Source organism: Actinomadura sp. 6K520 (assembly GCF_004349245.1).
GTDB lineage: Bacteria > Actinomycetota > Actinomycetes > Streptosporangiales > Streptosporangiaceae > Spirillospora.
Map to the genome: position 1 here is coordinate 1 of NZ_SMLC01000141.1, position 19,217 is coordinate 19,217.

A 19,217-nucleotide genomic window follows, 5' to 3' on the forward strand; every position below is an offset into this window, starting at 1 on the left:
GCCGCCCCCGGCGCCTCCCTTCCCGGGCCCGGTCCCCGGGATGACGGCCCAGTACCCGCCGCCCGCAGTGGCCGGGACCGCGGCCGGGACGGCGCGCCGCAGGTCGGCGCTGCCGCCGATCCTCGCCGGGGCCGTCGTGGCGACGGCGGTCCTGGCGGTCGCCGGGTTCCTGCTGTGGCCGGACGGTTCGCCCGGCGGCGGGCCGGAGGAGTCCCGGCAGCCGACGACCGTCGCGAAGCAGTCCACCCCGGGCGCGCAGGACACGCCCACCGGGCCCGCGACCAGGCCGGCATCGTCCAGCGGCCCGTCCGCGGCGCCCCTCCCGGCCGGGCTGGTCCGGTCCGCCGGCCCCGGCTTCACCATCGGGGTCCCGCGGGGATGGCAGCGCGTCGAACGGGGCGACAGCGTCATCTGGAACGACCCCGCGGGCACCGCCTACGTCCAGGTCGACCGGACGCCATGGTCGGGCGACCCGTACGAGCACTGGCTGACCTGGGAGCGGGAGGCCATCGCCGACGGCAACCTCCGGAACTTCAGCCGGGTCTCGATCACCCGCACGCGCGTCGCCGGCGTGCCCGCGGCCGACATCGAGTTCACCTGGACCCGCGACAGCGGCCTCACCCGCGCCCGCGACCGCGGGCTGATCGCCGGCGGCCGGTCGTACGCGGTGGTGGTCGCGGTTCCCGCGTCCCAGTGGAACGAGAACGAGGCACTCGTGAACAATGTGCTCGACACGTTCCGTCCCTCCGGGGTGGGATGACGAACGGGGGGGACCTTCCAGTCATGGCACAGGCACGTCTGCTCGGTAATCGCTACCGGCTCGACTCGGTGGTCGGCCGGGGCGGGATGGGCACCGTGTGGCGCGCCTTCGACGTCATGCTCGACCGCGAGGTCGCGGTCAAGGAGGTCGTGCTCCCGCCGGGCCTGGACGACTCCGAACGCGCCGTGCTGTACGAGCGGACGTTCCGGGAGGCGCGGGCGTCGGCGCGGCTGAACCACTCCGGGGTGGTGACCGTCCACGACGTGGTGGAGGAGTCGGACCGGCCGTGGATCGTGATGGAACTGGTCCTCGCCCCGTCCCTGCAGGACCTGCTGGACCGGGGCCCCATGGAGCACCGCAGGGTCGCCGACATCGGGCTGCAGATGCTCGGCGCGCTCCGGCACGCCCACGAGAAGGGCATCCTGCACCGCGACGTCAAGCCCAGCAACGTCCTGATCACCGACACCGGGCGGGTCGTGCTCACCGACTTCGGCATCGCGCAGGTGGAGGGCGACGCCACCCTCACGCAGACGGGCCTGGTGATGGGTTCGCCGGCCTACATCCCACCGGAGCGGGTGCAGGGTGAGCGGGCGGTCCCGGCGTCCGACCTGTGGGCGCTGGGCGCGACGCTGTACGCGGCCGTGGAGGGCCGCTCCCCCTACGAGCGGTCGGACGCGATGTCGTCGCTGCAGGCCGCGCTGACCGAACCGGTGCCGCCGGCCCGCAACGCGGGGCCGCTCGCGCGGGTGCTGGACGGGCTGCTGGCGCGGGAGCCGGCGCACCGGATGACGGCGGCGCAGGCACAGCCGCTGCTCACCCGGGTCGCGGCGATGCTCCCGCCGTCGCGTCCGCTCCCGCCGCGTGCCGCCGAGACGATGACGGACGACGAGCCCGGCCGCTACCTGCGGGGCGGCGGCCGGACGGGGGACGCGGCCGAGACCGTCCTGGACCCGGACGAGATGGAGGCGGTCACCCGCCGCGACCCCGGCGAGCCGGAGCCGGTCACCCGCCACGACCCGGTCCGGTTCGGCGACCAGGGCCACGGACCCGGCCCCGGCCGAGCACCGGGCCCGGGACCAGGCCAGGGGACCGGCCAGAGGACCGGCCAGGGCGCCGGTCAGTGGGCGCCGCAGCCCTCCCGGACGCGGCAGGCCCCGGGCCCGCAGACGCCTCCGCCGTGGGAGCAGCCCCGGCAGTACACGAACTGGCAGCAGCCTCCGCCGCCGCCCGTGCACGGCCTCGGCGGCGACCGGGTGGAGCGCCGCAAGACGGTCCTGGTCGTCACGATCGCCGTGGTGCTGGTCGTGGCGGCGGTGCTGGCGGGCGCGTTCATCCTGCGCGGCAAGCTCCAGTCGGACGCGGCGGCGGTTCGCCCGCCCGCGATCCCGGCCGCGATGCGCTGAACCGGCGCCCCGGCGGACCGGCGGACCGGCGGACCGGCGTCAGCTTCCGGCGGACAGGGCGTCCAGCGCGAGCCGCAGGTCGGCGACATGCTCGTCGAGGTCGCCGGCCGGTTCGCCCGCGCGGATCAGGGCCGCGTCCTCCTCGACCCGCCGGAGCCGCTCGTCGAGGGCGGACAGCAGCCGCTCGCAGCCCGCCAGGACGTCGCCGCCGTCGCCCTCGGCGAGGGTCTGCCGCAGCAGCTTCGCCTGGCGCTGCAACTCCAGGTTGCGGCGGTGCAGGTCGACGAACACCGAGACCTTGGCGCGCAGCAGCCACGGGTCGAACGGCTTGGTGAGGTAGTCGGCCGCGCCGGCGGAGTATCCGCGGAACGCCTGCTCGCCCGCCGCGCCGCCCGCGGTGAGGAAGATGATGGGGATGTCGCGGGTGCGGGGACGCGACTTGATGTGCCCGGCGGTCTCGAACCCGTCCATCTCCGGCATGACGACGTCGAGCAGGATCAGCGCGAAGTCGTCGTTCAGCAGTTCCTTGAGGGCCGCCTGACCGGACGTCACCGGCACGACCTCCACCGGGAGGGCGTCGAGGACGGCCGCGAGGGCGGTCAGGTTCTCCTCGCGGTCGTCGACGGCCAGGATCCTCGTGTCGTTCGGCACCGGGCTCCTTCGCGTCCATGACGGCCTGGGCCTTCCACCCTGCCACGTCCCGGCGGAGCAGAACCAGTCAATCGCCACACAGTGAGAATTGCTAGGGAAGCCACCCGGGCTTGACCAGCCCGGACTCGTAGGCGAACACCACGAGCTGGGCGCGGTCGCGGGCGTCGAGCTTCACCATCGCGCGGCTGACGTGGGTCTTGGCGGTCGCGGGACTCACCACCAGCCGGGCCGCGATCTCCTCGTTCGACAGGCCCTCGCCGACCAGCGCCATGACCTCCCGCTCACGTTCGGTGAGCGCGTTCAGCCGCGGCGACGGCGCCGGCTCCTTGGCCCGCATCGCGAACTCGGCGATCAGCCGCCGGGTCACGCTGGGCGACAGCAGCGCGTCGCCGGCGGCGACGGCCCGCACGGCGTGGATCAGCTCCACCGGTTCGGTGTCCTTGACGAGGAAGCCGCTCGCGCCGCCGCGCAGCGCCTCGAACACGTACTCGTCCAGCTCGAACGTGGTGAGGATGACGATCTTGACGCCGTCGAGGCGGTCGTCGGCGGCGATCCGCCGGGTGGCCTCCAGGCCGTCCAGGCCCGGCATGCGGATGTCCATGAGGATGATGCCGGGACGCAGCCGCCGCGCCTGCGTGACCGCCTCCGCGCCGTCGCTCGCCTCCCCGACGACCTCGATGTCGGGCTGCGCGTCCAGCAGTGCCCGGAACCCGGCCCGGACCAGCACCTGGTCGTCGGCCAGCAGCACCTTGACCGCCGGGCCGCTCCCGTCCGGCGTTCCGCCTGAGACCCGCATGTTCAGTCCCTCCGAGGATGACGTCGGCTCACTGGCTTCCCCTTCCGGGCGCCGCCGTGTCCGGTCGCGCGCCGTCCGGTTCCCCGGTCAGCGGGAGGCGGGCCTGGACGCGGAACCCGCCGCCGGGGCGCGGCCCGGCGTCGAAGCCGCCGCCGAGCGCCGCCGCCCGTTCCCGCATGCCCCGGATCCCGCTGCCGGCCGGATGGTCGTCCAGGAGCGACACGCCCTGGCCGTCGTCCTCGACCCGCACCACGAGCTCGTGCTCACGGTAGGCGATGGCGACCCGCGCCGTCACCGGGCCGGGCCCGGCGTGCCGGGTCACGTTCGTCAGCGACTCCTGGACGATGCGGAACGCGGCGAGGTCCGTGCCCGCGTGCAGCGGGCGGCGGTCCCCGGTGATCTCGATCTCGACCCGCAGCCCGGCGGAGCGCGCACGGTCCGCGAGGTCCGCGAGCCCGGCGAGCCCCGCGGTGGGGGAGCGGGGCGCGGTCTCGCCCTGCGCCCGCAGCGCGCCGATCACCCCGCGCATCTCGGTGAGCGCCTCCTTGCTGGCGTCCTTGATGGCGGCGAGCGCCGACCGGGCCTGCTCGGGGTTCTCGTCCAGCAGGTGCAGCGCCACCCCGGCCTGGACGTTGATCATCGAGATGTTGTGCGCGAGGACGTCGTGCAGCTCGCGGGCCATCCGCAGCCGCTCCTCGCTGGCCTGCCGGCGTTCCTTCTCGGCGCGGATGCGGGCCGCCTCCGCGGCGCGCTGCCCCCGCATCCGGACCAGCTCGGCGGTGACGAGGACCACCAGCGCCCAGGCGGTCACGAACGTCATCGCGACGAGGGACGGCCGTTCCACCGGGAAGATCCCACCGGACCCGCGCTCGTCCGCCGGGACGCCGATGGCGGTGGTCAGCGCGAAGTAGGCGGCGAGGACGGCGCCCGTCCCGGCCCAGGCGGCGAGCCGGTGCCCGGCGACGACGGCGGCGAACATCGCGACGGCCATCGAGAAGATCACCGGGCCGTAGGTGTAGGCGCGCAGCAGGTAGAGGACGGTCACCGCCGCGATCAGGGCCAGCGTCGGCACCGGATGCCGGCGGCGCAGCAGCAGCAGCGCCGGGCCGGCGAGGAGCAGGCCGAACCCCAGCGCGTCCAGTTCGGTGTGGCCGGCGCCGGGACCGCCGCCCTCCGCCCACGGCGGGCCGGGTGAGCCGCCCGGGGTCCCGCCGCCCGGCTGCTCGCCGCCGTGCTGCGCGCCCAGCGAACCGAAGATCTGGAAGAACGCGAGGAAGGCAGGCACGACCCACACCGGCCACAGACCGGGGCGCGGCCAGGGCGGCCGCGCCGAGCCGTGCGGCGGCGAAGTGCTCATGCCTGCACGTTAGGTCATCGCCCGCCGGCCGGCGTCGGCCGCAGGGAGTGCCCGCGCGTACTCCGCGGGAGGTAGCCGGCGGGGTCAGGGGGCCCAGCGGACGGGCAGGCGCTCGAATCCGTGCCGGGCGCTGGACCGCACCGGCACCGGCTCGCCCGCGAGCCGGAGGGGGCGCGGGTGCTCCAGCAGCGCCACCAGCAGGGCGCGCAGGTGCACGCGGGTGAGCCGCGCACCCAGGCACGCGCGGTACCCGGAACCGAAGCAGAGGTGCGGCCGGGCACCCAGGGCGAAGCGTTCCGGGACGAACCGTTCGGGCTCGGGGAACACCTCGTCGTCGTGGTTGGCGGAGACCAGCCAAAGCGTGACCCGCTCGCCCGCCAGCAGCGGCACGCCGCCGGCGACGGTGCCGCGCCGCACGGTGCGCCAGACCTGGAGGACCGGCGTCCACCAGCGCAGCATCTCCTCCACGGCGCTGTCGACGAGTCCCTCGTCGGAGCGTTCCGCGCGGAGCCGGGCGTACTGCTCGGGGTGGCGCAGCAGCGCGTACAGGCCGCCGGACAGGGTGTTCCGCAGCGTTTCGGGAAGGTCGCGGGCGACGTCGGCGACGAAGTCGGCCGGCTCCCGCGGCGGGATGCGGCCGAGCATGGCGCGGGCCGGGGGGTCCATGTCGATGAGGGCGGCGCCCGGCGGGCGTTCCCCGGGACGTGCGCCGTCCGGGACGTCCCCGATCACGGGGCCGTGCAGGACGCCGTCGCCCTGCGGGCCGAACAGCCCGGGACGGGTGAGGGCCCGGTGGACGTCCGCGTACCGGAGCACCGCCCAGGCGCCCGGCCGGCCCGCCATGCGGCCGTCCTGCCAGACCACGGGCGTCCTGGCGCGGAGCCGGGCGAAGCGGTCGTGCGGGACCCCGCGGGTGTAGCTGGCGGCGCAGTCGAGGGCGCCCGCGCCGGAGAGGGGCGGCGCACCGTGCCGTCGCGGCATGGGGAACCTCCTTCCAGGCGGACGCTAACGCGTCCCGGCCGAACCATGAAGGTCCGGATTCGGCCGTTCCCGGGCGCCCGGCCCGCGAAACCGCGGAGCGGGCGGCCGGTCAGCCCGCGAGCCACTCCCCGGTCTCGACGCTGACCAGCCCGTGCCTGGCCGCCTCGATCACCGCCTCGCGCTGCGAGTGCACCCCGAGTTTGCTCAGCACGCTCTGCACGTGGCTGCGCGCCGTGCTGCGCGTCACCCCCATCGCCTTCGCCAGCGCCTGGGTGGATTCGCCGCGCACCAGGCGGGTCAGCACCTCGCGCTCGCGGGGGGTGAGGAACCGCGCGACCCGCTGCGCCTGGTTGCGCGGCCGGGTCTCGTCTCGCCGGGCCGCCTGGTCGACGACGACCTCGCCGTCCGAGACCCGGCGCAGCACGGTGAGGATGTCGCCGGCCTGCTGGCCCTTGTGGGCGAAGCCGCGCACGCCGGCCCTGACCCCGGCGTCCAGCACCGCCGGTTCGAGGAAACCGGTGAGGACGACGAAGCTCGTGCCCGGGGACGCGGCCCGCAGGCGCGGCATCCAGTCGAGCGCGGTGCCCGCCGGGAACCGCAGGTCGGTCAGGCAGACGTCGGGGCGCCGGGCCCGCAGCACGGGCAGCGCGTCCGCAGGGGAGAAGGCCACCCCCACGACACTGTGCCCGGCGTCGGCGAGCACCAGCGACAGCGACTCGGCGAAGACCGCGTGGTCGTCGCAGACGAGCACGTTCATCGGTGGGGTCGCCAGTCGTCGGCCCGCGGGTCGGGGGGCGGCGCCGCGGGCAGCAGCATCCGCACGCGCGCCCCGCCCATCTCGCAGGTGCGGATCTCCAGGCTGCCCCCGTAGCCGGAGATGAGGTCGTGGACGATGCCGAGCCCGAGCGAGGCGAGGCCGGGCCGGTGCGTCCCGCGGTCCGCGCCGAACCCGGGGCCGTCGTCGTCGACCTGGACGGCGATCCAGCCCTGGTCCGTCTCGACCCGCACGCTCACCCGCGCCTCCGCGACGCGGCACGCGTTGTCGAGGACGTTGCGGACCGCGCGCCACAGCGCGACCGGGTCCATGTGGGCCCACGCCTCGCCGCCGGTGAAGCACACCTCGTGCGGGGTGGCGAGGCGCATCCCGGTGACGACCTCGGCGGTGAGGTCGTCCACCCGGATGCGCTCCGGGGCGGGCAGCGCCCGTCCGTCGTCGCGGTCGCGGTCGTCATCGTCGTCGAGCCGCCGCAGCAGATGGTCCAGCCAGCGGGTCTCGCCGAGGAGCTGCTCGACGCGGCCCCTGCTCGTGTCGCCGATGTCGTCGGCGACCACGACGGCCGACGCCAGCATGATGATCGTGCCGAGTTCGTGCCTGATGTCGTGCCGGAGCCGCCGTCTCCACAGGGCCTGCTCCGCGCGTCCCGTGCCCGCATCCCCCGGCCCGTCGCGGAGGGCGCCCGATCCCGTTCCGGTGAGCGTCCCCGCGCCCACCGGAGCGTCCGCCGGCGATGACCGAGCCCGCCCGTTGCTCATGAGAACCCCCGTCTGTTCTTTTGGCACCCGTCATAGACGGTCACCCCGCTCACCCGCGTGTGTCCAGTCAATTGACCGCGACAGACCCGTGTATGTCCGGAAGTGGACATACACGCGAGTAACGTAAACTATGTCCTTTATAGCAGCGTCTAAGTCGCGATAGTCAGATCTTCGCCGGGCCTTTTCTTTCATGCCTACGGCGTAGCCGCTTTGCGCATTCCTGTGGGTGCGGTGGCGCGGCCGGAGAGAGACAGTCTCCCTATGCCGAAGGTAACCTTTCTCGGACATGCGGGGGTCGCGGTGGACGCGACCGCCTTCCACCTGCTCGCGGACCCGTGGCTCGCTCCGACGGGGGCCTTTCTCGGAGCCTGGCACCAGTACCCGAGAAACGATCATCTCGATGTCGCCGGGTTGCTCGATGCCGACTGGATCGCGGTCTCGCACGAACACCTAGATCATTTCGACCCGTGGGTGCTGGAGCGGCTTCCGCAGCGGACCCGGATCCTCATTCCGCACTATCCCGGACCGGCCTTCCGGGAACGGATGATCGCCGCCGCCGGCGGCCGCCAGGTAATCGAGTTGCCGGCGTGGGAGAGATTTCCGCTTGACAATCGGGGCTCCTGGATCACCGCGATTCCGGAACTATCCCCGATGTGTCACGATGCCGCTTTTCTCGTCGTCGCCGACGGGCGCGGAATCCTGCACTGCAACGACGCCCGGCTCACCGCCGCGCAGGCCCGCCGCGCCAAGCACCTGGCGGGCGGCACGCTCGACCTGATGGCCGTGCAGACGTCCGGCGCGTCCTGGCACCCGATCTGCTACGAGTACCCGTCCGCGGAGATGGCCCGGATCTCCATGGACAAGCGGGTGTCGAAGCTCCGCGCCGTGCAGCGCCTCGTCCGGCAGACCGCGCCGGAGCTCGCCGTCCCGTTCGCCGGCCCGCCCTGCTTCCTGGACGCCGAGGTCGGCCACCTCAACTGGGTCCTCGACCGGCGCGAGGGCGCGTTCTGCGACCCGGACGTCTCCACCGCCTGGCTGCGCGAGCACCTGCCGCGGCAGCGCTGGGACTACTTCAAGCCGGGCGACGTCCTCGACCTCGACACGGGCGAGTGCACCCGCGACCCGGTCTCGGCCGCGTTCTCCTTCGCCGACGCCGGCGAGTACCTCGACCGCTACGCCGCCGACCGCGCGGCCGCCATCGCCGCGGTGGTCGCGGACCATCCGGAACCCGGCCCCGGCCTCTACGACCGGTTCGCCGCCCACTTCGCGTACCTGGGCGGCCTCAGCGACTACTTCCTCCGCCAGATCGCCATGACCGTCCGCTTCGAGGTCACCGGCCCCAACGGCGGCGTCTGGGACGTGGACTTCTCCCCGGACGGCCTCACCGTCGCCGAGGCGTCCCCGGACGTCCGCCCCCACTACCGCATCACCGCCGCGGGCCGCTGGGTCAGCGCCATCCTCGACGGCCGCATGGCCTGGGAGGACCTCCTGATCTCGTTCCGCGTCAGCCTCTACCGCGACCCCGACGTCTACAACGACTACCTGGTCGGCCTCCTCAAGCACGCCAACGCGCCCGCGCTGACGGCCGTCGAGGAGTACGAGACCGGACGCGACGAGAGCGAGCGCATCACCGTCGAATGCGACGGCGACCGCTACGACATCCCCCGCTACTGCCCCCACGCCGGCGAGGACCTCTCCGTGGGCGCCGTCGTCCGCGACGGCCGGATCCACTGCCTCGCGCACAACTTCGCCTTCGACCTCGCCACCGGCGAATGCGTCAACGCCCGAGCCGCCAACCTCACCAGCAGAAAGTGCTGAGCCGGGAGGGGGGAATGGAGGGTAACGATATGAGTACGGAGGGTGTGTCCGGTAGGAGGTTCTGGATCATGCTGTGTTAGCTTTTATGCTGGTTTAGCTGGGGGTTTGAAGGGGTGCGCGGGTGGACCGCAAGAGGCTCGGCCTGATGGTCGTCGCGTTCGTTCTGGTCGTGGGTGTCATGGAGGTACTGGCCCTGAAGCTCGGCTCGATGGAGCTTCCGATTCCTACCGGGCCGGAGGAGCCGACCGTCGCCGACAGGCAGATCCAGGTCAGCGAGAGCCCGAGCCAGAACTGATCCCCGGCCGGATCAGCCGCTGTTGCGGGCCTTCATGATGCTCTGCAGGTCGGGGTGCTCGCCGCCGGTGGCGTCGGCGAGGGTGGGGCACGCCCATTCGTCCTGGTGGCCCCAGGAGTAGGAGATCTCCAGCGGGGGGCGCGGCACGAGGCGGTCCCAGCGGGCGAGGATCTCCTGGAACTGGGCCCGGGTGGGCAGCCAGTACTGCTTGTCGCCGCTGGAGCAGCGCTGCCCGAACGTCTGCAGGACGGGCGCGATCCGCTCGCGGGGGATGCCGGCGGCGTCGGCCATGCGGACCATCCGGTCGATCGCCCCGATGTCGCAGTGTTCGAGGACCTCCGCCGAGCCCTTGCAGGGGTACGGGTCGAGCCCGAACAGGTCGACGCCGACGCGGTCGGGGGTCAGCGGCTCCATCGGGAAGTCGGTGAGCGAGACGAACGAGACCTGCCCCGGCGCGTTCCGTTCGATGTACTCGGCGCGGCGGCGGATCTCCCCGGCGATCTCGGGGCAGTCGCCGGCGTTCGGCTCGTCCGACAGGTACCAGCCGAACACCCGCGGGTCCCGGCCGAAGCGGTCGACGGCGTCCTTGAACTCCTCGAAGCCGAGGACGAAGTCCTCGCAGTGGTAGTTGCCGACCCACAGCATCGCCTCCATGCCGGGAGGGACGCCGTCGACGAGCTCCGCGTCGGCGCCGACGTCCACCAGGTCGTAGCCGAGGGCGCGCAGGCGCGGATAGTCGGCGGGTTCGGTGTTCAGCGCGATGCGGCGCGTCCCGGGCGCCTCCGCCGCGGGCGTCCCGGGCGAGGCGGGCGGCCCCCGGTACGGCGGCTCAGGGGCGGACGGGGCCGCGCGCAACTGGAGCACGAGGCCGGTGCACAGCATGACCGCGGCGACGGCGGCGACCGCCGTGATCAAGTACCGGACGCTCCGGAAGCGCATGTACGCGTACCTTCCTGGCGGGCCGCTAGGCGGCGGACCCGGGCCGCTCCGCGGGACGCGCGGTGTCGGGCGGCGGCGCCGCCTCCCGCACGTTCCCGTCCGCCGATACCCGCAGCGGCGGGACGGTGAAACCGAGGACGTACCAGACGGTCTGGGCCAGCGTCCGGAGCGTCGCGCGCATCGACGGGTCGCTCAGGTACACCGCGTCGACCGCGGCCTGCGCCGGGACGAGCCGCTCGACGTAGAAGGCGAGGTCGACCTCCTCGCCGGGCGGCAGGACGTCGCAGTCGCGGAACCTGACCTGGGACATGCCCGTCAGCCCCGGCCGGTGGTCGAAGATCCACCGCAGGTGCGCGGCGTAGTACACCGCGAGGTCGTAGGTCTCCGGGCGCGGCCCCACGAGCGTCATGTCGCCGCGCAGGACGTTCACGAGCTGCGGCAGCTCGTCCAGGTAGAAGCGGCGCAGCAGCCGGCCGAGCCGGGTGACCCGCGGGTCGCTGGTGGCGGTGACCTTCATGCCGCCGGCGTGCCGCCGCATCGTCCGGAACTTGAGGATGGTGAACGGCCGGCCGCCCTGCCCGACCCGGGTCTGCCGGAAGATCCCGGGGCCCCGGCTCGTCAGCCGCACCAGCGCGTAGATGAGCACCAGCGGGACGGAGAACAGCGCCAGCCCCAGCAGCGCCCCCGCGATGTCGAGCGCCCGGCGGCCGCGCGAGGGCGGGATGCCGCCGGACGGGTCGACGGGCCGGGCGATGAGGTCGTCGGACATGGTCACCCCTTATTCCTGACGTGCTGGAACCAGGCCAGCAGGGCCGCGGTGGTGGCGAGGAAGGAGACGGACGTCGCGACCGCGGCGCCCGCCGCGCCGTGCGCCGGGATCAGCACGATGCCGAGCGCGACGACGACCAGCAGGCCGATGCCCTGCCCGGTGGACGCCGCACCCGGCCGCCCGACCCCGTACAGGTAGGCCATGATCAGGCCCGTCACCCCGAACGTGACGACGCCGGCGAGGCGGATGTAGGTGGGCACGACCGCGTCGTCGAACACGTCGCCGAACACCCACGGCAGCGCCGTCCCGGCGATGAGCGCGAGCGGCAGCGCGGCGAGCACGGAGACGCCGAGCGCGGGCAGGATGAGGGCGGCGGTGCGGCGCGCGGCGCTCCTCCGGTCCTCTCGCGCGAAGTCGGGGTACAGGACGTAGTTCACCGCGAGCCCGGGAAGCTGCACCAGCTCCGCGAACTTGCTGGCGACCGTGTAGACGCCCAGCACCTTCGGCCCGGCGAGCGCGCCCAGCAGCGCCATGTCGAAGCGGAGCTGGAGGAGGTCGATGAGCTGGCCGACGTAGCCGCGGAACCCGTAGCCGGTGATGGACCTGCCGAGCCGCGCGTCGGGCCGTCCCCAGCCGCGGAAGAACCCGCGCCGCCGCAGCCGCCGCGCGATCCACGCCGCGGCGGCGAGGTCGGCGAGGACGAGCCCGGCGACGAGCGCGCCCGGCCCGTGCCAGGCCAGCAGGATCGCGACGTAGATGGGCAGGAACACGAACTCCTCGACGGCGATGGCGAGGCTCGCGCCGTTCGGGTCGTCGGTCCCCTGCAGCAGCCCCTTCCCGACGGACACGAACCCCTGCGTGAACGCCGGGACGGCCGCGGCGAGCGTCACCCAGACGCCGAACGACTCGAAGAACACGAGGAAGAGCAGCGGGCTCAGCGCGAGCCAGCTCAGCGCGGCCAGGACCGCCCCGATGACGGTCAGCCAGGCGAGCGTCGGCCGGACCCGGCTCGGCCCGCGCTCGTCCCGCGCCAGAAAGTAGGGCGCGGCGGCCGGGAGCCCCCCGTTCGACAGGTGGCAGAGCAGTCCCGGCAGGATCCGGACGAGCGTGAACGCCCCGACCAGCTCCGGCCCGCCGACCCGCGCGACGAGGATCGTCGCGAGGCCGAGCGACGCCAGCGCCCCCACCCGCGCCGCCATGTTCCCGGCGACCAGCGACACGAGCCGCTTGCGGAGCCCCTTCTCTTCGGCGTCCTTGGCGTCCTTGGCGTTCTTGGCCTCCTTGGCGTTCTTGGCGTCCTTGGCCGCCGTGGTCTCGGCGCCCGCCGCCGGGCGCCCTCCATCAGGGTCCTTCCGCCGGGGGACGGGAACCGTGGGAGTGGCGGATAACCCGGGCGGCGGAGTGCTCCGCGGTGATGTGACGTGCGAGGCCGGGGCGGGCGCTGCGGGCGCGCGGCGGCCGAAGAGGTCGAGGGCGGCGATCAGGCCGAAGACGGCGAAGCCGTGCCGGTAGTGCAGGACCTCGTAGAACAGGCCGCAGACGAGGAACACGACCACGAGGGCGCCGAAGAGCTCGGGGTGCGGGACGAGCCGCGCGTACTCGGGTTTCAGCGCGTTCCGCCGCGCGATCCGCAGCGTCCGCAGGATCAGCACGGACAGCAGCAGGATCAGCGCGACTCCGCCGAGGAACCCGCGTTCGAGGACGGAGGCGATGTAGTCGTTGTGCGCCTCCTGGACGTACGCCTCCTGCCGGACCCGCATCTGCGTCTCGGTCTGCGCGGCGCCGATGCCCCACGGGTGGTCCTGGGCCTCGATCATGTCCCAGGTCGTCGCGAACACGGTGCTGCGGGACTCGGTGCTCTCCCCGGTCGTCCGGCCGATGGAGTCGCGGAGGATCGGGGACGCCTGCCCGGCACGGTCCAGGAACGGCTGGACGTCGAACTGGGTGACCGTCACGACCGCGCCGCCGCCGAGGAGCGCGGCGGCGGCGCCGACCGCGACGGCGTGGTGCGCCCTGCCCTCGCGGAACAGCCGGAACAGGTAGCCGAGCAGCAGGGCGCAGCACAGCGCCAGCAGGCCGCCGTTCGAGCCGGTCAGCAGCTCGGCGGCGAGGAGGATCCCGCACACGGCGCGGCGCGCCCACGTCCGCTCCGGGAAGCGGGTGGCGCGCACGATGAAGAAGACGCAGATGAACCAGTTCGCCGCGTAGTTGGCGTCGCCGAACGTGAACATGAGGCGCTCGCCGTCGACCTGCTTGCCGGACAGCGCGTCGTTCCCGATCGCGAAGCCGGCCATCATGACGAGCGCGTAGCACGTGCCCGTCCAGACGAAGGCGCGCAGCGCGACGCGGAGCAGGGACGGGTCGCGGCCCAGGTTGGCGATGCAGACCGCCCACAGCAGCACGTACAGGTCTTTGAGGAGGGTGAGCGCCCCGGCGCCGTCGTTGGCGAGCGCCGCGGCACCGCCCGCGATGACGGTGAGCAGGGTGGGCACGAGGTACGGCCAGCGGAGCGGCGCCTTCCGCGTCCCCGCCCACAGGAACGTCATGAGGACGAGGCCGCCCAGCACGGCGTCGGGCAGGGCGGTGTTGCCGGGCCCGGGGGCGAGCCCGGCGGGCATCAGCATCGGCAGGGACGCGATGCCGGCGACCAGGGCGACGGCCTCCGGCCGCCACCCCCGCCGGGGCGGCGGGGGCTGTCGCGGCGGCGCCCCGGCGCCCGGGGCGGTCCGCGCGGCGGTCCTGGTCGCGGTCGCCGTCATGACCGCCGGTAGGGCCGCCTGGAGGTGCCCCGGTACGTCTCGTCCAGCACCGTGCCGAGATGGGCGGGGGAGAACCACTCGCCGAGCCGGCCGCGGGCGCGCTCGGCCATCCGGTCGGCGGCGGCCGGGTCGTCCAGCAGCGCCGCGATGGCGCCGGCGAGCCGCTCCGGGTCCTCCGGCGGGACGAGCAGGCCGGTCTCACCGGCGAGGACGAGGTCCTGGTTGGACGGGACCGCCGTCGCGACCAGCGGTATCCCCGCGCTGATCGCCTCGACCAGCACGCAGGGCAGGCCCTCCCAGCGGCTCGCCATCGCCATCAGGTCGAACGCGGGCAGGACGGCGGCGACGTCGTCGCTGTGCCCGAGCCAGCGCATCCGGTCCGCGACGCCGAGCTTCGCGGTGAGCCTCACCAGCCGGTCCGCCATCGGGCCGCCGCCGACCCACAGCCCGAACACGTCGTCCGGCAGCCGGGCAACGGCCTTCGCGAAGATCTCCGGGCCCTTCTGGAAGGTGAGCCGGCCGACCGACCCGACGACCTTCACGCCGAGGGGCAGGTCGAGGCGGCGGCGCGCCTGCGCCCTGGCCCCGGGGGCGGCCGCGTACGCGTCGAAGTCCACGGCCGGCCAGGACAGCCGCACCCGCTCCGGGGTCGTGAGGCCGAGCCGCAGCGCGGTCGTCACCGTCTCCGACCCGATCCCGAGGAACGCGTCGGTGTGCTTCGCCGCGACGCGTTCGAGGCGGATGTAGGCGGTGCGCCGCGCCCACGACTGGAACTCGTTGAACGGGAACCCGTGCCAGGTGTGCACGATGCGGGGCACCCCGGCGCGCGCCGCCGCGAGCCGCCCGATGACGCCCGCCTTGGACGAGTGGGTGTGGACGACGTCGTACCGCCCCTCCGCCAGCACCCTCGTGAGGGTGGACAGCGCGGCGAGGTCGTCGCGCGGTGAGATCTGCGGCACCAGCGGCCCCACCTGGACGATCTCCATCCCGGCGCGGTACGCCGCGGGCGTGAGGTCTCCGGCGGCGGCGTTCGCCACGGCCTCGTCGCCGTGCAGGACGGCGTCGCGGCCCGTGGCGCGGCCCCCGGAGGGTTCGCTGGACGGTTCGCTGTCCATGCCGACGCCGCCGGTGACGATCGCGCGCTCGTACGTGCCGTCCGGCAGTGCGAGCGCCCCGTTCAGCGCCACCCGGCCGCCGCCGCCGTTGAAGCGGGTGATGACCTGCGCGACGCGCAGTTTCCTACCTGTACTCACGGGTTCCTACCTGTACTCACGGATCACCTCACTGGCCGGGTGGGGACGCCTGGCCGGCCGGTACTCCGGCAGCAGGCGGCGCAGCAGCAGCCGCACCTCGTCCGCGTCGCCCGCCTCGGCCGCCGCGGCGAGCGCGTCGAGCAGCCGCGGCAGCCCGCCGGGCGGCGGCAGGGGCCGGGTCCCCCAGATCTTCGGGTGGGCGGTGCGGATGCGCCGCTCGGAGTCGGCGAACGCCTTCTCGGCGAGCTTCTCGCCGGGGCCGAGCCCGCGGAACCTGATCGTCACCGCGGGCGAGCGGAGCTGCGCGGCGTACCGCTGGACCAGGTCGAGCACCGGGACGGGGCTGCCGATGTCCAGGGCGAACGTCTCCGCCTCCTCCGCGAGCGCCGCCGCCTCGATCAGCAGGCCCGCCGCCTCCGTCACCGTCATGACGTGCCGCGCCGCCTCCGGGTGCGCGATCGTGACGACCTCGCCGGCGGCGATGCGGCGGGCGAGCGGGCCGAGCGGCGCGCCCGGCGCGCCGATGACGTCGCCGACGCGGACGGCGGCGAAGCACGTCGGGCCGCCCGTCGCCGTCTGCAGCAGCAGTTCCGCGAGCCGCATCGTCGCGCCGAGCACCGATGTCGGCTCCGCCGCCCGGTCGGACGAGACGAGCACGAGCCGCCGCACCCCGTGCCGCACCGCCGCGTCGACCACGTGCCGGGTGCCGAGCACGTTGTCGGCGACGCCGCGGCACGGGTCGTCCTCGACGGCGGCCAGCCGGTACCGGCCCGCCGCGTGGAAGAGCCGCTCGGGCCCCGCCTCCCCGATGACGGCGCCGACGCGGGCGGCGTCCCGCACGTCGGCCTCGGCGAGGGTGACGCGGCCGCCGCCCGGCCGCGCGGACAGTTCCCGGGCGAGCCGCTCCAGCCCGCGGCCGTCCTTGTCGACCAGGCACAGCGCGTCCGGGCCGAGCCGCCAGACCCGCCGGCACAGCGCGTCGCCGACCGTTCCGCAGGCGCCGGTGACGAGCACCCGCCGGCCGCGCAGCAGGCGCCGCCCGCGCGGGCCGCCGAGGAGGACCTCGTCCCGGTCCAGCAGCGGGTCGAACGGGCCGGGCGGCGCGGCGGGCGGCGCGGCGGCTCTACCACCGGGCGACACGCGGAACCCCCGGGACTGCCGGTGCGGCGGGAACCAGCGCACGGTCAGGCCCGCGTCCGCAGGGCCTCGGTGAGGGCGGCGACGACCCGGTCCTGGCCGTCCGCCGTCAGCCCCGGGTAGAGCGGCAGCGACAGCAGCTCCTCGCCGACCCGGTCGGTCACCGGGAGGCGCCCGCACTCGTCCTCGCCGAGGACCGCCCGGTAGGCCGACAGCTGGTGGGCGGGGATGAAGTGCACGGACGTCCCGACGCCCGCCTCCCGCATCTCGTCGCCGACCGCGTCGCGGTCCGGGACGCGCACCTGGTAGAGGTGCCACGCGTGCTGGACGCCGTCGAGGCCGTCCCGCTGCGGAAGGACGACCCCCGGCACCCCGGCGAGCGCCTCGTCGTAACGGGCGACGAGCTCCCCGCGGGTCCGCTGCCATCCCGGCAGCGAGCGGATCTGGGCGCGGCCGATCGTCGCCTGGACGTCGGTCATGTTCGCCTTCAGCCCGATGTCCTTCACGTCGTACCGCCAGCTCCCGCCCGGCAGGTACCGCTTCCACGAGTCCTTGCTCATCCCGTGCAGCCGCATCGCCCGGACCCGGTCGGCGAACTCCTCGTCGCTCGTCGCGACCGCGCCGCCCTCACCGATCGGCATGTTCTTCGTCGCGTAGAAGGAGAAGCACGCCGCGTACGAGGACGAGCCGACCGGGGCGCCGCCGCGCGCCGCACCGGGCCCGTGCGCGGTGTCCTCCACCACCCGCGTCCGGTCGAGCCCGGCCGCCGCGGCGAGGGCCGGCACGTCCACCGGGTAGCCGGCCTGGTTCTGGGTGACCATCGCGGCGGGCCGCACCCGGGCCGCCGCGGCGGCGACCGTCTCCGGGCTCGGGACCAGCGTCTCCTCGTCGATGTCGACGAAGACCGGGCGGTGCCCCGCGTGCAGGATCGCGTTGATCGCGCCGCAGAACGTCAGGCTGGGCGTCAGCACCGGCGACCCCGCCGGCAGGCCCATCGCGCGCAGGCTCAGCTCAAGCGCGCTGGTGCACGAGGCGACCGCGACGACGTGCGCGGCGCCGAGGTGGTCGGCGAACTCCTGCTCGAACGCTGCGGTGTCCGGCCCCGTGGTGAGCCACCGGCCGTCGAGCACCTTGGCGACCGCCTCGGGCACCCCCTCGGTGAGCGGCGGGACGCAGAACGGAACGGCTGAACTCATCTGGCTACTCCTCGGTCTCGCGCCCCTTGGCGGGCCTGCGTGCGGATATGCGGGTCGTCGCCTTGCGCGACGCGGCCACGACGCCGAGCAGCGGCCAGCCGGACGCGGCGACGAGGTCGCGGACCGTCTCCAGCCCCGCCACCGTCGTCACCCGCCCGACCACCACGACCACGCCGACCGTGTCGTCTGCGCCCGGGTCGATGTCCTCGAACGCGTGCACGTGGCACGCGCGGCGGACCGGGACCGGCTGGGTGATCTCCGACGGCGACACCTCGCCCGGCTTCTTCGCCATGAGCGCGGTGCCACCGCCGGCGCGGACCACGGACGTGCCGCTGCGGCCGCCGGGTCCGTCGCTGTTGAGGGCGGGCCCGTCGCCGGCGCCCTCCCCGCCGTCCGGGGCGCCACCGGGGACGCCGTTCTCGGGGACGCCGGGTCCGGGACGGGTCTGCGTGCTCTGGGACGGAACGGGCCGCGTCTCGTCGCCGTACACGGCCGCCGCCACCGTCGACACCAGCCGCGGCGGCAGCGGCCCGGGCGCGCCGACCAGCGTGACCCGCCCGACGTCCTCCTTCTTCGCCGCCAGCCGCACCCGCCGGCCGAGGTCGGCGAGCTGCGCGGGTCCCCGGTCGGCCCAGCCGAGCAGCGGCACCCCGAGCCGCCGCGCGACCCGCCGCTGCCCCGGGATCGTGGGCCGGACCATCTCCGTCACGACCGCGATCAGGATGCCGCCGACCAGCCCGGCCAGCCCCGCGATCGCCGCCATCATGATCACCGGGTTGCCGCGGGGCGCCGGCACCGCGTGCTGCACCACCGACGCCGTCCCCGCCGAGGTGAGCTGCGTCATCAGGTCCGAGCGGTTCGACCGCAGGCCGCTCAGCTCCGCCTGCACCCGCTCCCGCTCGTTGGCCGCCGCGATGTCGGGGACCGCGCCGCCCGCCCGCCGCGCCAGCGGCCCGAGCTTGTCCTCCAGGTCCCCGATCCGCTCGTCGATCTCGTCGATCTGCTTCCTGGTCGCGTCCTGGTTGGAGTGGTTGATCTGCCGGACGACCTTGGTCCCGATGGCGTCGGTGAGCCGCTGCGCCACCGCGGGGTCCCGGTCCTTCACCGACAGCTCGACCACGGTGGACGCCCCGAGCCCGGTCACCTCGACCGCCTTGGCGACCTTGCGCGCGGACCGGTCGAGCCCCTGCTCCCGCAGCACCTCCGTCAGCAGGCTCTCGCTGGTCGCGAACGCCTTCACCTGGCTGACCACGATGCTCGCGCCCGCTTCCCCGGACGCCGCGTCGGCCGCCGTGGCCCCGGCCTGCAGCCGCGACTGCGCCACCGCCACCGGCTCCCGCCCGCTCATCAGCAGCGCCACCAGCGTCAGCGGGAGCACGGTCATGACCGTCAAGAGCACCCAGTAGCTGCGAACCACCCGCGCCGCGACTTCGTCGAGCTCCACGATCTTCCCCTTCGGCCTCGTCACGGCGAGCGTAGGAAGCCCCGTCACGCGGGCAATCGCCCAAAAGACGACCCCCGTCTACGCCGTTTGCACCAGGAGCCGGGGGCGGGGGTCAGGGGTCGGTGG

Annotated in this window: 16 protein-coding genes and 1 pseudogene; 4 read left to right on the plus strand and 13 right to left on the minus strand. The window is 74.4% G+C overall.

Annotated features, from left to right (window positions below; genetic code table 11):
• A pseudogene (locus E1289_RS28220) lies at positions 1-760 on the plus strand (hypothetical protein); the annotation flags it as partial.
• Positions 761-783: 23 nt separating this feature from the next.
• On the plus strand, positions 784-2,163 hold the full coding sequence (locus E1289_RS28225; RefSeq protein ID WP_131985486.1) for a serine/threonine-protein kinase: 1,380 nt from the start codon (positions 784-786) through the stop codon (positions 2,161-2,163).
• Between the two features lie 39 nt (positions 2,164-2,202).
• Here the strand turns inward: E1289_RS28225 and E1289_RS28230 are convergent, their stop codons facing one another.
• The 6 genes from E1289_RS28230 to E1289_RS28255 all read right to left on the minus strand — a co-directional run bounded on the left by E1289_RS28230 (position 2,203) and on the right by E1289_RS28255 (position 7,481).
• Entirely contained in the window at positions 2,203-2,814 is a 612-nt protein-coding gene (locus E1289_RS28230) for a response regulator (protein ID WP_131985488.1), read from the minus strand.
• A gap of 91 nt (positions 2,815-2,905) precedes the next feature.
• Entirely contained in the window at positions 2,906-3,610 is a 705-nt protein-coding gene (locus E1289_RS28235) for a response regulator transcription factor (protein ID WP_131985490.1), read from the minus strand.
• A 28-nt stretch (positions 3,611-3,638) separates the two neighbouring features.
• The gene (locus E1289_RS28240) at positions 3,639-4,967 is read right to left on the minus strand and encodes a sensor histidine kinase (RefSeq protein WP_131985492.1); all 1,329 of its coding nucleotides are present in this window, start codon (positions 4,965-4,967) and stop codon (positions 3,639-3,641) included.
• An 84-nt stretch (positions 4,968-5,051) separates the two neighbouring features.
• Complete coding sequence (locus tag E1289_RS28245; protein ID WP_131985494.1) at positions 5,052-5,948, minus strand: cytochrome P450; 897 nt, start codon at positions 5,946-5,948, stop codon at positions 5,052-5,054.
• 109 nt (positions 5,949-6,057) lie between these two features.
• Positions 6,058-6,705, minus strand: coding sequence for a response regulator transcription factor (locus E1289_RS28250; RefSeq protein ID WP_131985496.1), 648 nt, complete (start codon positions 6,703-6,705; stop codon positions 6,058-6,060).
• A complete protein-coding gene (locus tag E1289_RS28255) occupies positions 6,702-7,481 on the minus strand; it encodes an ATP-binding protein (RefSeq protein ID WP_131985498.1) in 780 nt (259 codons plus the stop codon). Before E1289_RS28255 ends, E1289_RS28250 begins: the two co-directional genes overlap by 4 nt.
• Positions 7,482-7,742: 261 nt before the next feature.
• On the opposite strand from E1289_RS28255, the gene E1289_RS28260 reads away from it, so the two are divergent.
• Both E1289_RS28260 and E1289_RS38445 read left to right on the plus strand, forming a co-directional pair.
• A complete protein-coding gene (locus E1289_RS28260) occupies positions 7,743-9,299 on the plus strand; it encodes a Rieske 2Fe-2S domain-containing protein (protein WP_131985501.1) in 1,557 nt (518 codons plus the stop codon).
• Positions 9,300-9,420: 121 nt separating this feature from the next.
• Positions 9,421-9,594, plus strand: coding sequence for a hypothetical protein (locus E1289_RS38445; RefSeq protein ID WP_165970643.1), 174 nt, complete (start codon positions 9,421-9,423; stop codon positions 9,592-9,594).
• Between the two features lie 12 nt (positions 9,595-9,606).
• Here E1289_RS38445 and E1289_RS28265 read toward each other — a convergent pair whose 3' ends face one another.
• The 7 genes from E1289_RS28265 to E1289_RS28295 are packed head-to-tail and all read right to left on the minus strand — an operon-like array spanning position 9,607 to position 19,091.
• Positions 9,607-10,533, minus strand: a complete 927-nt coding sequence (locus E1289_RS28265) for a hypothetical protein (RefSeq protein WP_131985503.1) — start codon at positions 10,531-10,533, stop codon at positions 9,607-9,609.
• A gap of 25 nt (positions 10,534-10,558) precedes the next feature.
• Positions 10,559-11,302 carry a sugar transferase gene (locus E1289_RS28270; protein ID WP_131985505.1) on the minus strand — a complete coding sequence of 248 codons (744 nt, stop codon included), beginning with the start codon at positions 11,300-11,302 and terminating at the stop codon, positions 10,559-10,561.
• 2 nt (positions 11,303-11,304) lie between these two features.
• Complete coding sequence (locus E1289_RS28275) at positions 11,305-14,061, minus strand: lipopolysaccharide biosynthesis protein (RefSeq protein ID WP_131985507.1); 2,757 nt, start codon at positions 14,059-14,061, stop codon at positions 11,305-11,307.
• Positions 14,058-15,314, minus strand: coding sequence for a glycosyltransferase (locus E1289_RS28280; RefSeq protein ID WP_131985509.1), 1,257 nt, complete (start codon positions 15,312-15,314; stop codon positions 14,058-14,060). The genes E1289_RS28275 and E1289_RS28280 overlap by 4 nt, the downstream gene beginning before the upstream one ends.
• 6 nt (positions 15,315-15,320) lie before the next feature.
• Complete coding sequence (locus E1289_RS28285) at positions 15,321-16,454, minus strand: SDR family NAD(P)-dependent oxidoreductase (RefSeq protein WP_165970644.1); 1,134 nt, start codon at positions 16,452-16,454, stop codon at positions 15,321-15,323.
• Positions 16,455-16,498: 44 nt separating this feature from the next.
• Positions 16,499-17,647 (minus strand): DegT/DnrJ/EryC1/StrS aminotransferase family protein, encoded by a 1,149-nt coding sequence (locus E1289_RS28290; protein WP_131985513.1) that lies wholly within the window; start codon positions 17,645-17,647, stop codon positions 16,499-16,501.
• Between the two features lie 4 nt (positions 17,648-17,651).
• Positions 17,652-19,091, minus strand: a complete 1,440-nt coding sequence (locus tag E1289_RS28295; RefSeq protein ID WP_131985515.1) for a hypothetical protein — start codon at positions 19,089-19,091, stop codon at positions 17,652-17,654.
• Positions 19,092-19,217: the final 126 nt, after the last annotated feature.

Coding starts and splice junctions, on each gene's coding strand:
- E1289_RS28245 (WP_131985494.1), bottom strand. CDS start 5,948: ATGCCGCGACGGCACGGTGCGCCGCCCCTCTCCGGCGCGGGCGCCCTC.
- E1289_RS28275 (WP_131985507.1), bottom strand. CDS start 14,061: ATGACGGCGACCGCGACCAGGACCGCCGCGCGGACCGCCCCGGGCGCC.
- E1289_RS28290 (WP_131985513.1), bottom strand. CDS start 17,647: ATGAGTTCAGCCGTTCCGTTCTGCGTCCCGCCGCTCACCGAGGGGGTG.
- E1289_RS28260 (WP_131985501.1), top strand. CDS start 7,743: ATGCCGAAGGTAACCTTTCTCGGACATGCGGGGGTCGCGGTGGACGCG.
- E1289_RS28225 (WP_131985486.1), top strand. CDS start 784: ATGGCACAGGCACGTCTGCTCGGTAATCGCTACCGGCTCGACTCGGTG.
- E1289_RS28270 (WP_131985505.1), bottom strand. CDS start 11,302: ATGTCCGACGACCTCATCGCCCGGCCCGTCGACCCGTCCGGCGGCATC.
- E1289_RS28240 (WP_131985492.1), bottom strand. CDS start 4,967: ATGAGCACTTCGCCGCCGCACGGCTCGGCGCGGCCGCCCTGGCCGCGC.
- E1289_RS28235 (WP_131985490.1), bottom strand. CDS start 3,610: ATGCGGGTCTCAGGCGGAACGCCGGACGGGAGCGGCCCGGCGGTCAAG.
- E1289_RS28265 (WP_131985503.1), bottom strand. CDS start 10,533: ATGCGCTTCCGGAGCGTCCGGTACTTGATCACGGCGGTCGCCGCCGTC.
- E1289_RS28255 (WP_131985498.1), bottom strand. CDS start 7,481: ATGAGCAACGGGCGGGCTCGGTCATCGCCGGCGGACGCTCCGGTGGGC.
- E1289_RS28250 (WP_131985496.1), bottom strand. CDS start 6,705: ATGAACGTGCTCGTCTGCGACGACCACGCGGTCTTCGCCGAGTCGCTG.